The organism is Kribbella sp. NPDC000426 (assembly GCF_040300265.1).
Classification (GTDB): domain Bacteria; phylum Actinomycetota; class Actinomycetes; order Propionibacteriales; family Kribbellaceae; genus Kribbella.
On the sequence record NZ_JBEPDK010000002.1, the window covers coordinates 1,125,984 to 1,139,742 of the forward strand.

The 13,759-nt window shown below is 68.2% G+C and carries 12 protein-coding genes; 8 read left to right on the forward strand and 4 right to left on the reverse strand.

Translation table 11 applies throughout. From position 1 onward, the window contains the following. Positions 1-43 precede the first annotated feature (43 nt). The 5 genes from ABT313_RS13040 to ABT313_RS13060 all read left to right on the forward strand — a co-directional run bounded on the left by ABT313_RS13040 (position 44) and on the right by ABT313_RS13060 (position 7,161). Complete coding sequence (locus tag ABT313_RS13040; protein ID WP_350851762.1) at positions 44-1,018, forward strand: hypothetical protein; 975 nt, start codon at positions 44-46, stop codon at positions 1,016-1,018. Positions 1,019-1,138: 120 nt separating this feature from the next. Further along, positions 1,139-1,879, forward strand: a complete 741-nt coding sequence (locus tag ABT313_RS13045; RefSeq protein WP_350851764.1) for an ABC transporter ATP-binding protein — start codon at positions 1,139-1,141, stop codon at positions 1,877-1,879. Continuing rightward, positions 1,876-4,533: an ABC transporter permease gene (locus tag ABT313_RS13050; RefSeq protein WP_350851766.1), complete on the forward strand. Its 2,658-nt coding sequence runs from the start codon at positions 1,876-1,878 to the stop codon at positions 4,531-4,533. Before ABT313_RS13045 ends, ABT313_RS13050 begins: the two co-directional genes overlap by 4 nt. 27 nt (positions 4,534-4,560) lie before the next feature. Then, the gene (locus tag ABT313_RS13055) at positions 4,561-5,286 is read left to right on the forward strand and encodes a hypothetical protein (RefSeq protein ID WP_350851768.1); all 726 of its coding nucleotides are present in this window, start codon (positions 4,561-4,563) and stop codon (positions 5,284-5,286) included. A gap of 96 nt (positions 5,287-5,382) precedes the next feature. Beyond that, the gene (locus ABT313_RS13060; protein ID WP_350851769.1) at positions 5,383-7,161 is read left to right on the forward strand and encodes a glycerophosphodiester phosphodiesterase family protein; all 1,779 of its coding nucleotides are present in this window, start codon (positions 5,383-5,385) and stop codon (positions 7,159-7,161) included. Between the two features lie 243 nt (positions 7,162-7,404). On the opposite strand, the gene ABT313_RS13065 is transcribed toward ABT313_RS13060, so the two are convergent. After that, complete coding sequence (locus ABT313_RS13065; RefSeq protein WP_350851771.1) at positions 7,405-8,466, reverse strand: carboxylate-amine ligase; 1,062 nt, start codon at positions 8,464-8,466, stop codon at positions 7,405-7,407. A 34-nt stretch (positions 8,467-8,500) separates the two neighbouring features. On the opposite strand from ABT313_RS13065, the gene ABT313_RS13070 reads away from it, so the two are divergent. Continuing rightward, the gene (locus tag ABT313_RS13070; RefSeq protein ID WP_350851773.1) at positions 8,501-9,238 is read left to right on the forward strand and encodes a HipA family kinase; all 738 of its coding nucleotides are present in this window, start codon (positions 8,501-8,503) and stop codon (positions 9,236-9,238) included. Then, positions 9,235-9,609 (forward strand): DUF3037 domain-containing protein, encoded by a 375-nt coding sequence (locus ABT313_RS13075; RefSeq protein ID WP_350851775.1) that lies wholly within the window; start codon positions 9,235-9,237, stop codon positions 9,607-9,609. The genes ABT313_RS13070 and ABT313_RS13075 overlap by 4 nt, the downstream gene beginning before the upstream one ends. On the opposite strand, the gene pgm is transcribed toward ABT313_RS13075, so the two are convergent. Both pgm and ABT313_RS13085 read right to left on the reverse strand, forming a co-directional pair. Continuing rightward, complete coding sequence (pgm, locus tag ABT313_RS13080) at positions 9,606-11,228, reverse strand: phosphoglucomutase (alpha-D-glucose-1,6-bisphosphate-dependent) (protein WP_350851777.1); 1,623 nt, start codon at positions 11,226-11,228, stop codon at positions 9,606-9,608. The two genes, ABT313_RS13075 and pgm, sit on opposite strands and share 4 nt — an antisense overlap. A gap of 23 nt (positions 11,229-11,251) precedes the next feature. Then, a complete protein-coding gene (locus tag ABT313_RS13085; RefSeq protein ID WP_350851778.1) occupies positions 11,252-12,706 on the reverse strand; it encodes a fused MFS/spermidine synthase in 1,455 nt (484 codons plus the stop codon). 31 nt (positions 12,707-12,737) lie between these two features. Between ABT313_RS13085 and ABT313_RS13090 the strand changes: the two genes are divergently transcribed. Beyond that, positions 12,738-13,403 carry a maleylpyruvate isomerase N-terminal domain-containing protein gene (locus ABT313_RS13090; RefSeq protein WP_350851780.1) on the forward strand — a complete coding sequence of 222 codons (666 nt, stop codon included), beginning with the start codon at positions 12,738-12,740 and terminating at the stop codon, positions 13,401-13,403. On the opposite strand, the gene ABT313_RS13095 is transcribed toward ABT313_RS13090, so the two are convergent. Beyond that, a complete protein-coding gene (locus ABT313_RS13095; RefSeq protein WP_350851782.1) occupies positions 13,400-13,756 on the reverse strand; it encodes an MmcQ/YjbR family DNA-binding protein in 357 nt (118 codons plus the stop codon). The genes ABT313_RS13090 and ABT313_RS13095 overlap by 4 nt on opposite strands. Positions 13,757-13,759: the final 3 nt, after the last annotated feature.

Consider the following 13,759-nt stretch of genomic DNA (forward strand, 5'->3'; position numbering starts at 1 on the left):
CGCCAGGCTCTGACTCCCACTCCCCCGCCCACCGGGAGGCATCGTGCTCGACGTGCTCGGACTGGATGACCCCGAAGAACTCGCGTACCGCGCCCTCGTCGAGGTGCCGTCGTACGACGCTGCCGAGCTCGCCGCCCGGCTCGGCTGTCACCCGATCGAGGCTGCTCGCTCGTTGACCGCCCTGGAGACCCTCGGGCTGGCTGCGCGGTCCAGCGGCGGCTCGGACCGGTACGTCGCCTCGCCGCCGTCCGTCGCCCTTGCTGCACTGGCAGTGCAACGCGAGGAGGAGTTGCGAAGAGCGCAGCGCGAGATCGAGTCGCTGGCCGAGGTCTACCGCGGTACGGACACCGAGCGGTCGGTCAGCGACGTGGTGGACGTGGTGCGCGGAGCCAATGCGGTCGGGCAGCGGTTCGCACAGCTGCAGATGTCGGCGCGGGAGGAGGTGCTGGGCTTCGTCAAGGCAGAGATCGCGGTCGTGCCGCCGGAGGACAACAAGGAGGAGGACGCCGCGGTCACCCGAGGCGTGCGGTACCGCGTACTGATCGAGCGGAGCGCTTTCAACCGGCCTGGGTTCTTTGCTGCCGCGTCCGATTCGCTGAACGCGGGCGAGGAGGTCCGCGTCGTACAAGAGCTTCCGATGCGGTTGCTGATCGTGGACCGGCGGATTGCCCTGGTGCCGTTGCTGTCCGGGGCCGGAGGCAACATCGGCGCGCTGATCGTGCACAGCAGCGGCATGCTCGACGCCCTGCTCGCACTGTTCGACCGGGTGTGGCGGGACGGGCTACCGCTCGTACTGGGCTCGAACGGAATGGCGGAAGGCCCGACTGACGGATTACCTGACCTGGACGCCCGCATCCTCGGTCTGCTGCTGGCCGGCCTCACGGACCAGGCAGTGGCGAACCAGCTCAACCTCTCCATGCGCACGGTCCAGCGCCGCGTCCGGGCCTTGATGGACCTTGTCTCCGCGGACACCCGCCTCCAGCTCGGCTTCCACGCCGCTCGTCGAGGCTGGATCTGACCGTTCAGGGACTATCCGGGGAAAACCCCCTGTCGGAAACAGGTCGATCGCGGTCAGACTCGGAAGAACTAACCGGACAGGCTGGGGGCCGCTGATTCGCCGAGGGGGGCGATGGTCGGCATGGTGGTGACCACAAGCGAGGTAGTCGAGGCGCGCGAACTCGTCCGCGTCTACGGCGAAGGGGACACGGCAGTCCAGGCGCTGCGCGGCGTGGACGTCCAGATCGAGGCGGGCCAGCTCACCGCGGTGATGGGACCGTCGGGCTCGGGCAAGTCGACGCTGATGCACATCCTGGCCGGGCTGGACCGTCCGACATCGGGCTCGGTGCTGATCGCCGGCACCGAGATCACCACGCTCGGCGACGACGCGCTGACCAAACTGCGACGGCAACACATCGGCTTCATCTTCCAGTTCTTCAACCTGCTGCCGATGCTCAGCGCCAGGGACAACATCCTGCTGCCGCTGACGATCGCCGGCGCGAAGGCTGACCCGCAGTACTTCAGCGACCTGGTCCAGCGGGTCGGTCTGACCGACCGCCTCGAGCACCGGCCGGCCGAGCTGTCCGGCGGCCAGCAGCAGCGGGTCGCGATCGCCCGCGCGCTGGTGTCGCGGCCGACGGTGGTGTTCGCGGACGAGCCGACCGGCAACCTGGACTCCCGGACCAGCGGCGAGATCCTCACGCTGATGCGGTCCTCGGTCGAGGAGTACGGCCAGACGCTGGTGATGGTGACGCACGACGCCCGGGCGGCCGCGATGGCCGACCGCGTGCTGTACCTGGCCGACGGCGAGATCGTGAAGGAGACCGGCCGCTCCAGCCAGCACGAGATCCTGCAGATCATCGACACGCTGGACCTGCAGTGATCAGGTTCGCGGTCCAAGGCCTGCTGGCCCGCAAACTCCGTACGGCGCTGACCGCGATCGGCGTCGTCCTCGGGGTCGCGCTGATCTCGGGCACGTACGTGCTGACCGATTCGATCACGTCCGCCTTCGACTCGATCTTCACCCAGAACTACAAGAACACCGACGCCGCGATCACCGGCAAGTCGGCATTCGACACGGCCGAGGACGGCACCGCGACGGCGCCGTCGTTCCAGGCCGACCTGCTGCCGAAGGTCCGGGACCTGCCCGAGGTCGGCGCGGCCGGCGGTGCGGTCAACGGCGAGGCGCAGCTGATCGGCAAGGACGGCAAGGCGATCGTCTTCGGCGGCGCGCCGAACCTCGGGTTCAGCGTCGACCCGACGCTGCCGCAGTTCAACTCGCTGACGCTCGTAGCCGGGTCCTGGCCGGCGCCGGACCAGGTCGTGATCGACACGCAGACCGCGCAGAAGAAGGGATTCCGGGCCGGCGACGAGATCGGCGTACAGGCCCGCGGATCGGTCGAGCGGATGCGGATCTCCGGGCTGGTCGAGTTCGGCGCCGTCTCGTCGATCGGCGGCGCGACGCTGGCCGGATTCGACCTGGGCACCGCACAACGCATCTTCGACAAGGCGGGCAAGCTCGACCAGATCCTGCTCGCCGCGAAGTCCGGCACCGACACACAGCAGCTGATCGACGCGGTCAATCGCGTCCTGCCCCCCGGCACCCAGGTCCGTAGTGCCGCGGACCAGGCCGCCGAGGACGCCGCCGGTACGACGGAGTTCCTGAACTTCCTGCAGACGTTCCTGCTCGTGTTCGCGGCGATCGCGCTGTTCGTCGGCTCGTTCGTGATCGCGAACTCGCTGTCGATCACGATCGCGCAGCGGACCCGCGAGTTCGCGACCCTCCGCACCCTCGGCGCGTCCCGCCGGCAGATCCTGGGCTCGGTCGTGCTCGAGGCACTCGTCACCGGCATCGTGTCCGCCGTCATCGGGCTGTTCCTCGGCCTCGCGATCGCGACCGGGTTGTTCAAGCTGTTCGACGCGATCGGCTTCACCCTGCCGAACGACGGGCTGGTGTTCCAGACCCGGACCGTCATCGTCGCGTTGATCGTCGGCGTACTCGTCACCGTGCTCGCGAGCCTGCGGCCGGCCTGGCGGGCTACCCGGGTGCCGCCGATCGCGGCTGTCCGCGAAGGTGCGACTCTCGCACCGGGACGGTTCAACCGCTTCCGTCCGATCGGAGCGGCCTTGCTCGCCGCGGCCGGTGTCGCGCTGGTTCTCGTCGGCCTGTTCGCCGACGGTCTGAAGACGAGCACGCTGCTGTCGCTGCTCGGCGCGGGCGTGCTGCTGCTCTTCGTCGGCATCGCCGCGTTCTCCTCCCGGCTCGTCCGTCCGATGGCAGCCTTCGCGGACCCTGTCGCGCGCTGGGCGGTCGTCGTACTCACGACTATCGCCTGGCCGTTCATCCTCGTCCCGGTGTGGGCGGTACGTCGGCTGTTCGGGCGGCACCCGGAGTTCCCGCGCATCCTCCCGGACCGGCCCGCGGTCGCGATCGGCGGGCAGAACAGCCGGCGTGATCCCCACCGGACCGCGTCGACGGCCGCTGCGCTGATGATCGGCCTGGCCCTGGTCACGCTGGTCGCCACGCTCGGCGCCGGGCTGATCAAGCCGTTCGAGGACGCAGTCGACCGGATCTCGAGCTCCGACTACGCGATCACCGCGCAGAACAACTTCAGCCCGTTGCCGCCGGCTGTTGCCGACGCCGTTGCGAAGGTGCCGTCGGTCGAGGCGGTGACGAGTGTCCGTGGCGGGCAGGCTCGCGCCTTCGACAAGACCATCCCGATCACAGCGATCGATCGGACCGCGTCGCAACTGCTGAGGTTCGACTGGCAGGCGGGCTCGCAGACGTCGCTGAGCGAGCTCGAGCCGAACGGCGCGATCGTCGACTCCGACTACGCGAAGGAGCACGGGCTGAGTGAGGGCTCGACCATCACCCTGGAGACGGTGACCGGCAAGACGTTGCAGTTCCAGGTCCGCGGCATCTTCAAGCCGCCGGCCGGCGGATCGCCGTTCGGCAACGTGACGATCGCGACGACGACCTTCGACGCCGCGACTCCGCAGCCGCAGAACATCTACACGTTCCTGAACATCCGGGACGGCGTGACGGCGGAGAACACGGCCGCGCTGAACGCCGCGCTGAGCCCGTTCCCGAACGCCAAGGCGATGACGATCGAGCAGTTCAAGAAGTCCCAGACCGACAACGTGAAGAGCCTGCTGAACGTCCTGTACGTGCTGCTGGCGCTGTCGGTGCTGGTGAGCCTGTTCGGCATCGTCAACACGCTGGTGCTGACGGTCTTCGAGCGAACGCGCGAGCTCGGCATGCTGCGCGCGATCGGCCTGACCCGCGGCCAGGTGAAGCGGATGATCCGGCAGGAGAGCGTGATCACGGCGCTGATCGGCGCGGTGATCGGGATCCTGGTCGGCCTGCTGCTCGCGTGGCTGCTGGCCGCCCGGCTGGACGAGATCTCGTTCACCGTCCCGGTCTCGCAGCTCGTCATCTTCGCCGTGGTCTCGGTGGTGGTCGGGATCTTCGCCGCGATCTGGCCGGCCCGGCGCGCGGCCAAGCTGAACCCGCTGGAGGCACTCCAGTACGAGTAACCCTTTGCACTGCTAGCTTCGCGGGCTGTGAAGCGAATCGCGGCCCTCGCAGTACTCCTGGTCCTCCTGGTTCTGGCCGGGTGTTCCACCGTGCAGTCGAAGGACATCCGGACCAGTGGGATGACCGCCACGCTGGTCGTCACCCTGCCCGAGTCGGGTGACGACGCCGACGTGAGTGCCTCGTTTCGCGTTGGCACGTTGACGTTCGTCGAGCTGGGTGACGGTGAGTCGATCAAGGCGAGCGGTGGCGGCAAGGACGTCGACCTGAAGCACCACCGGTCGGCCGGCGTCACCGACTACACCGGACAACTGGACGGCGTGGTCGATCCGGGCACCGAGATCACCTTCAACCTCAAGCGCGGCAGTGGTGACGATGCAGCGCCGCAGTCCACGGTCAAGCTGCCCGAGCGCGTCCGGTTGACCAGTCCGCTCGCCGGTACGACGTACTCGCGCCGCTCCGCCGTACCGGTGCGTTTCGAGAGCGAGCCGTCGCAGCTGCCGTCCGTGCTCACGTGGGCCGGGCAGTGCATCCAGACGGGCAGTCTGCCGCTGGAGCCCGGCCGTACGTCGGTCTCCATCCCCACCGGGTCGATCAAGCCGCTGGCGACCACACCGACGCCCGGGACCACGACGACGTGTCCCGTCGACATCACGCTGACCCGGCGTACCGAGGGCGCGCTGGACAAGGCCTTCAAGGACGGCTCGATCAGTGCTGAGAGTCAGTCCGTCCGGCGAATCAGCTCCGCTCCGTAGCCGTCTGGTCACTTCCCGGCTACCCCGACGCGGAACTGGGTACTCCTACGGCAGACAGCCTCAGAAATGTCCCGCCCCCTCCGGAAGGAACCCCTCATGCGCCGCCTTCCCCGCGCACTGCTTCCGTGCGCGCTGATCGCCGGACTGCTGCTTCCGGCCGCCCCGGCCGCCGCCCACCGTGGCGACTTCGACATCCAGGCCCACCGCGGCGGCCTCGGCCTGACCGTGGAGAGCACGATCGCCTCGTTCTCGCACGGTCTCGAGCTCGGCGTGAGCACGCTGGAACTCGACGTACAGATCACCCAGGACGGGTACGCCGTCGTCACCCACGACCGGAAGGTCGACGGGAACAAATGCCGCGACACCGCGCCGTACACCGCGGGCGACCCGGAGTACCCGTATGTCGGCAAGTTCATCAACACGCTGTCGCTCAAGCAGGTCAAGCAGTTGGACTGCGGTTCGTTGCCACAGGCGAACTTCCCGGAGCAGCAGCCCGACCCGGGCGCGCGGATGCCGGAGCTGCGCGACATCTTCGCGCTTGTGCACCGGTACCGCGCGTACGGCGTCAAGCTGAACGTGGAGACCAAGGTCGAGGCCGGTGCGCCGACGGAGACCGCTCCGCGTGAGCAGTTCGTCCAGGTGGTCGCCAGTGAGATCCGCAAGGCGAACATCGCCCGCCAGGTGACGATCCAGAGCTTCGACTGGGGTTCGCTGATGCGGATGCACCAGGTGATGCCGCAGCTGCCGCTGGTCGCGCTGGACAACTACGACTTCCTGCAGGTCGGCAAGCCGGGCAGGTCGCCGTGGCTGGGCGGTATCGACATCGACGACTTCGGCGGCGATGTTGTGAAGGCGGTGAAGTCGTTCGGCGCGTCCGCGATCTCGCCGGTCGACGGTTTCCCGCAGGGCGGCAAGATCGGCGACCCGGGGTTCCGCCCGTACTTCACCAAGGACGCCGTGAAGGCGGCGCACAAGGCCGGGCTGAAGGTCGTTCCGTGGACGGTCGACGAGCCGGCGACCATCAAGTGGTTCATCGAGCAGGGCGTCGACGGGATCATCAGCGACTACCCGGACCGCGTGCGCGACGTCGTACGGTCCGAAGGCATCCGGCTCCCGCAGGCGTACGACGCTCCCGCCGTCCGCGCGTTGCCGTCGGCGCATGCGCACAACGACTACAACCACCGGCGGCCGTTGCAGGATGCGCTGGACCGGGGGTTCAACAGCGTCGAGGCGGACGTGTGGCTGGTCGACGGTGAGCTGCGCGTCGCCCACGACCTGGCTGATGCCAAGCCCGGGCGCAACCTGGAGAGCCTGTACCTCAAGCCGCTCGCGGACCGGGTCCGGCAGAACCACGGGCAGGTCTACAAGCACGGCCGGGACTTCCAGCTGCTGATCGACATCAAGAGCGACGGCCCGTCGACGTACGCCGCCGTCGACCGGGCGCTGGCGAAGTACCGCGGTATCAGCACTCGTTTCGTCGACGGGCGGGTGGTGGAGGGTGCGGTCACCTCCGTCATCAGTGGCAACCGCCCGCTGGACGACATGAAGGCACAGAAGGTCCGCTTCGCCGGGTACGACGGCCGGCTGGGCGATCTGCAGTCCGGCATGCCGGCGTCCCTCATGCCGTTGGTCAGCGACAACTGGTCCAACGTCTTCACCTGGCGCGGCGTCGGCCCGATGCCGGAGTCCGAGAAGACCAAACTGCACGACATCGTCGTCACCGCCCACCACGCCGGCTACAAAGTCCGCTTCTGGGAAACCCCAGACACCCCCGGCGCCACCCGCGAAGCCCTCTGGCGCGAACTGGTAGCCGCCAACGTCGACTACATCAACACCGACGACCTCCACGGCCTAGAAGACTTCCTAAGAAGCTGACTCAGAGAAAAGACAAAGAAAAGAAGAGATTCAGAGTGGTGGCTGCCTTCGGCGGTCAGCCGGAGGTTCGGCTGTGCGACGCGAGCACACGACGTCACACACCGGCATTCCCGCCATCCGCCGGCCCGCGTCACCCACAACCTCGCCGAGTCGTGGCGAATGGTTCCACCCCCAAACGCCGAGTCGTGGATTACGGCAGATTTTCTGAACCACTCTCCACGACTCGGCGAGGCTCTAACGCTCTCAATTCTTTGGTTCTGGCTTGATTTCTGTGAGGGTTAGGAGGTCGGCTTTGGCGTGAAAGGCTGTGCGCTGCTTTATCGCGCCGTTGCCGGCTGTGAGGGCGCGCTGCAGGCCGTCGTCGACGAGGTCCAGTGCGTCGAGTTCCTGCAACGCTGGTAGGGCGTGTTGTCGCAGTCGTTGCAGGAGGTCGGGCATCGGTAGGGGCTCGGCGGTGCGGACGTCCAGGCCGTTCGCGGTCAGCCCGTCGCGGGCAGCGAGCCAGTACGCGGCCCGCAGTACCTCGGGCTCGACCGTCGGCCCCTGACCGCCGTCCTCCAGTGCCGTCATCACCAGCGCGCGGACCAGCGTGGCCAGCAGGACAGTCTCGTCAACGCTCAGTGGTACGTCGCTGACCCGCACCTCCACTGTCGGCAGATGCGACGACGGACGGATGTCCCAGTAGACCATCCGCTCGTCGATCAGCGTGCCCGCCGCCAGATGCATGCTCACCAGCGCGTCGAAGTGCTCCGGCGACTCCAGGTACGGCGGCGGCCCGGCGCACGGCCACCTGGTCGTCATGAGCCACCGCCAGCTCGCGAAGCCGGTGTCGCGGCCCAGGTAGATCGGGGAGTTCGCTGTGAGGGCCAGGAGCGCCGGCAGCCATGGCCGAAGGTGATTGCTGGCTCTGATGGCCGCCTGCTTGTCCGGCACCTCGACATGGACGTGACAGCCGCAGACGCCCTGCTCACGGGCCAGCAGCCCCCACCGCAGCGCCAGCTCCTCGTAGCGTGCCTTCCTGGTGATCGACTGTGCCGCCTCACCCCGGGGCGGTACTGCGATCGCCAGCAGCCGTGCACCTTCCTCCGCCGCGGCCTGCGCGAGCTTGGCCCGCAGATCTGACAGATGGCCGTGCAGCTCGGCCGCAGTGGTGCAGACCGGAGAGTTGATCTCCACCATGGCGCGCGTCAGCTCCAGCTCCACATCTGGCAGGTCCGCCACGACCGCCTTGCTGCGTGGCAGCGGATGGCCGGTGGCGGAGACCAGCAGGAGCTCTTCTTCCACTCCGAACGACGGAATCCTCACGCTGCCCAGGTACCCATGGCCTAAGCTCTCCGGCGTGAGTCTGCCTGTGGTTACCGCGACGCGGTACGTGTTGCCGTTGCGTGAGGGTGGGTCGTTGCCTGGTGTTGTCGAGGGCAACGATCTTGGCACCTACGTGATCAAGTTCCACGGCGCCGGCCAGGGGCCGAAGGCGCTGGTGGCCGAGGTGATCGTCGGCGAGCTGTTCCGGCGCCTCGGGCTGCGGGTGCCGGAGCTGAAGCTGATCGAGCTCGACCCGGCGATCGGCAAGTCCGAGCCGGACTTCGAGATCCAGGAACTGCTGATCCGCAGCGCCGGCCTGAACCTGGCCGTCGACTTCCTGCCGGGCTCCTTCGGGTACGACGGCTCCGCGGGCAACCCCGGCGACGAGGCGATGGCGAGGATCCTGTGGCTGGATGCGTTCGTGGCCAACGTCGACCGGTCGTGGCGCAACACGAACCTGCTGGTCTGGCACAAGAACCTGTGGCTCATCGACCACGGCGCCGCGCTGTACTTCCACCACTCCTGGATGTCGGCGGAGAAGTTCGCCTCGCTGCCGTACGACGCCTCGGACCACGTCTTCTCAGTCGCAGTACCCGGAGCGGCGAAGGTCGATGACGAGTTGGCCGCGGCGATCACCCCGGAGCTGTTGACGGAAGTGATCGGGCTCGTGCCGGACGAGTGGATCGCGGACGGCGACCGCGAACGGTACCTCGGCCACCTGCTGGCCCGCCTCGAGCACCGCTCCGCCTGGGTGCCGGGAGGTGCGCGGTGAAGCCGTTCGACTACGTGATCCTGCGGGCAGCGCCGAGGATCCAGCGCGGTGAGTTCATCAACGTCGGCGCAGTGCTCTACTGCCGGGCACTGGACTACCTGGGTGCGGCCTGGGACGTGCAGCCGGATCGCCTGCGCGCCCTCGACCCGAACGTCGACGTCGACGTCGTCTGCGCGTCACTCGAGCAGGTGCGGGCCATCTGCGCGGGTGAAGCAGTCGGAGGGCCGGCTGCGGGCACCACGATCAGCGAGCGGTTCCGGTGGCTTGCTGCCCCCCGCAGTACCGTCGTACACCCGGGGCCGATCCACAGCGGGATCACTGAGGACCCCGCTGCGGACCTTGAGCGGTTGCTGGACGCGTTCGTACGCTAGGCGAGCGCTGCGGACACGACGTCGCGGGCCTGTTCGAAGACCTGCTCCAGGTGCTCGGCGCCCTTGAAGGACTCGCCGTAGATCTTGTAGAGGTCCTCGGTGCCGGACGGGCGCGCAGCGAACCACGCCGACTCGGTGGTGACCTTCAGCCCGCCGATCGCGGCACCGTTGCCCGGTGCCTTCGTCAGCCGGTCTACGATCGGCTCACCAGCCAGCTCGGTCGCTGTGACTGCATCCGCGGACAGGGCCGACAGCTTGGCCTTCTGCTCACGAGTGGCGGGCGCGTCCACCCGCGAGTACGCCGACGCACCGAACCGCTCCACCAACTTGGCGTGGGCCTGTGATGGCGTCTCCCCCGTCACTGCGGTGATCTCACTCGCCAGCAACGCCAGCAGGATGCCGTCCTTGTCCGTCGTCCACACTGTGCCGTCGAAGCGCAGGAAGCTCGCACCGGCCGACTCCTCACCACCGAAGCCGACCGAGCCGTCCACCAGCCCGGGCACGAACCACTTGAAGCCGACAGGCACTTCCCACAGCCGACGGCCCAGGTCCGCGACCACGCGGTCGATCAGCGACGACGACACCAGCGTCTTGCCGACGGCGACGTCCGCACCCCACTGGCGGTTGCTGAACAGGTAGGAGATCGCGACGGCCAGGTAGTGGTTCGGGTTCATCAGTCCGGCGTCCGGTGTGACGATGCCGTGCCGGTCCGCGTCCGCGTCGTTCCCGGTCGCCACGTCGTACTTGTCCCGCTGCGCGACCAGCGAGGCCATCGCGTACGGCGAGGAGCAGTCCATCCGGATCTTGCCGTCGTGGTCCAGCGTCATGAACGACCAGGCCGGGTCGATCCGCGGGTTCACCACGGTCAGGTCGAGACCGTGCCGCTCCGCGATCGCGGACCAGTAGTCGACACTCGCGCCGCCCAGCGGGTCGGCGCCGATCTTCACGCCGACGTCGCGGATCGCGGCCAGGTTGATCACCGAGGGCAGGTCGTCGACGTAGTGCCCGACGAAGTCGTAGTCCCCCGCCTGCTGACGGGCCTGCTCGAACGGCGTACGGCGCACCTCGCGGTTGCCGCCGGCGATCAGCTGGTTGGCTCGGTCGGCGATCCACTTGGTCGCGTCGGAGTCGGCCGGACCGCCGTGCGGCGGGTTGTACTTGATGCCGCCGTCACGCGGCGGGTTGTGCGACGGCGTGATGACGATGCCGTCCGCATCCGCGCCGGCGCCGCGGTTGAGCCGCAGGATCGCATGCGAGACCGCCGGAGTCGGCGTGAGCCGGTCCGCGCTGTCCACCAGCGTCTGTACGTCGTTGCCGGCCAGCACCTCGAGCACCGTCCGCCAGGCCGGCTCCGACAGGCCGTGGCTGTCCCGCCCGACCAGCAGCGGTCCCGTCGTACCCTGACCGGCCCGGTACTCGCAGACGGCCTGCGTGATCGCGAGGATGTGTGCCTCGTTGAAGGCGCCGTCGAGGCTCGAGCCGCGGTGTCCCGACGTACCGAAGACGACCTTCTGGGCCGGGTTGTCCACGTCCGGCGTGATGTCGTCGTACGCCGCCAGCATGGCATCGACGTCGACGAGGTCCTCTGGCTGAGCGGGCTGGCCTGCGCGTGGGTGCATGACCACATGCAACCACAAGAGCGTCACTGACCGTACGGCGTGAGCAGCTGGTCCACAGGCGCGTAGTCGTCGGTGAGGACCGGTGCGTTCCCGGCGAACGCGGCCGGGTTGTCCTGGAGCTCCTTCCCGGGCTCGAGCCGTTCGCTGATCGCAGGTACGTCGAGTGGCCGGTCGGACGCGATCAGGACGAAGTTCCCGCCGCTTCCGCTCGTGCGCACGACCAGTCCGACGTACGGGAAGACCGCCTGCAGCGTCCTGACCTCGGCCCTGGCGAAGCGGGCCGGTCCGTGATCGATGACGTTGATCAGGTAGATCCCGTCCGGCCGCAGCACACGGCGTACGTCGGTGATCAGCTCGCGGGTCGTGAGGTGCCACGGGACGGACTGGCCGCTGAACGCGTCCATGAGGACCAGGTCCCGGCTGTCCGTCGCCTGGTCACGCACGCCGAGCCGGCCGTCCTTCACCGTCACCGCCAGGTCCGGACCGGTCTGTACGCCGAGCTCCTTCTTGTCCAGGTCCACCACTGCCGGGTCTATCTCGTACACCTGGTGCTTGCTGCCCGGTCGGGTCGCTGTCAGGTATCGCGGCATCGTCAGCCCGCCACCGCCGACGTGCAGCACGTCCAGCGCCCGGCTCTCGGGCCAGCTGCCGTTGATCGCCGCAGCGAAGTTCTTGATGTACTCGAACTCCAGATAGGTCGGATCGTCCAGGTCGACGTACGAGTGCCGCAGCTGGTCCAGGTACAGCGTCCGACCACCCTCACGGCCGGGGTCCGCCACCACACGAGCGCAGTGGTACGCCGTCTCGACCTCACACGGACGTGGTGCGACCACGGTCAGCGTGGCGCCGATGACCGCCAGAGCGACCGGCTTCACGGCTGCCTGCACTCCACGGAGCAGGAAGGTCAGTGCGGCACCGGCAACGACCAGTGCGGCGCCCAGCGTCAGGATGATCGTGCTGATCGGGACGGTGGCTACGAAGACGAATCCGGTGAGCACAGTGCCGACGATGCCGCCGACGGTCGCGTAAGCAGACAGCCTGCCGACGACAGTGCCGGTCTGCTCCAGCGTGGACAACCGCAGCTTGGTGACCATCGGTGTGACGGCCGCCAGCAGCGATGCCGGCGCGAAAAGCGTGACGGCGAGTACGAGGAACACCATGTCGTTGGCGAGCGCCTGACCGGTCCACCGCACCACCGGCAGGATCAGCATCACCAGTGCGCCACCGAAGAGGATCAGCGGGCCTAGCGTCCGCTGCGGCGGCACCACGTCGGCGAACTTGCCGCCGAGAGCCGCACCGGTTGCGATCGCAGCCAGTGCGACCCCGATGACCGCAGTGTTCGTCTCCAGCGTCAGCCCGATGTACGGCGCGACCAGGCGCAGCGACACGAGCTCGAGCACCATCACGGCAGCGGAGCTCCCGAACGCCAGTGCAATCGCCAGCTTCTGACCGACGGGACCAGTCTCGCCCTTGCCCATCGCCTCACCCTATCGGTGCAATGGGGACGTGATGGATGCACAGAGAAGTGCTGAGCTGTACCACGCGGGGCGCGAACGGATGGCAGACGCGGTCCGCGACCTGAGCCTGGAGGACCTGGATCGCCAGGTGCCTGCCTGCCCGCAGTGGAGTGTGCACAGTCTGGTCTCGCACCTGACCGGAGTGGCCGCCGACTTCGTGGTCGGCAACGTCGTCGGCGCACCACGTCCGCCGTGGACCGCAGTACAGGTCGAGAAGCGTCGCAACCTGCCCATAGCGGAGGTGCTGGAGGAGTGGGCGACCGTTGGGCCCCTACTGGAGAAGCTGATCGTCGAAGGCACCACGTCGCATCCGCTGGTCTGCAACCCGTACGTCGACGCCGCGGTCCACGAAGCCGATCTGCACGGAGCCATCGGCAGCAGACGGCCGCCCGCTGAGCTCTGGCTGGCCGCACTGGACTGGATGCTCGACGAGCCCGGCCCGCTGACCGTCATCACTCCGGACGGCACCTACTCGGTCAACTCCGACGCTCCGGCCGCTGTAGCCCGCACCAGCTCGTACGAGCTCTTCCGGGCCGTCTTCGGACGCCGGAGCACCGCACAGATCACGGACTGGGAGTGGGACGTCCCGGAGCACGCCGCCAGCTGGAGCAGGGAGATCGCCAGCCTCCCGCAGACGTCGGTGCCGCTGAACGACTAGAGCTGGTCCAGCCGGGCGATCAGCGTCTTTGGTGCGATCTGGCGGAACGCGTTCTCGACCAGGTCCTCGAAGTGATCCCAGTCGACGTCCACGTCCAGGTAGACCCCTAGCCAGCCCCGGTGACCGACGTACGGCGGTCGGTAGAAGTGCTCGGGGTCCTCAGCGACCAGCGCCTCCTGGACACCGGGCGGCGCTGCCATCCAGACGCCGAGGCGGTCGTCGTGGTGGTGGTCGGCGTACATGACGAACACCTTCTTGTCGCGCACGAACCAGGTCGGCTCACCGTGACTCGGTCGCTCGGTCGCCTCGGGCATCGCGAGGCACAGCCGGCGTACGCGTTCGAGAACGTCCATCGG

Bases quoted from the DNA above. Each gene is read 5' to 3' on its own strand.
- ABT313_RS13045 (WP_350851764.1), top strand. From the start codon at position 1,139: ATGGTGGTGACCACAAGCGAGGTAGTCGAGGCGCGCGAACTCGTCCGC.
- ABT313_RS13060 (WP_350851769.1), top strand. From the start codon at position 5,383: ATGCGCCGCCTTCCCCGCGCACTGCTTCCGTGCGCGCTGATCGCCGGA.
- pgm (WP_350851777.1), bottom strand. From the start codon at position 11,228: ATGCACCCACGCGCAGGCCAGCCCGCTCAGCCAGAGGACCTCGTCGAC.
- ABT313_RS13085 (WP_350851778.1), bottom strand. From the start codon at position 12,706: ATGGGCAAGGGCGAGACTGGTCCCGTCGGTCAGAAGCTGGCGATTGCA.
- ABT313_RS13090 (WP_350851780.1), top strand. From the start codon at position 12,738: ATGGATGCACAGAGAAGTGCTGAGCTGTACCACGCGGGGCGCGAACGG.
- ABT313_RS13095 (WP_350851782.1), bottom strand. From the start codon at position 13,756: ATGGACGTTCTCGAACGCGTACGCCGGCTGTGCCTCGCGATGCCCGAG.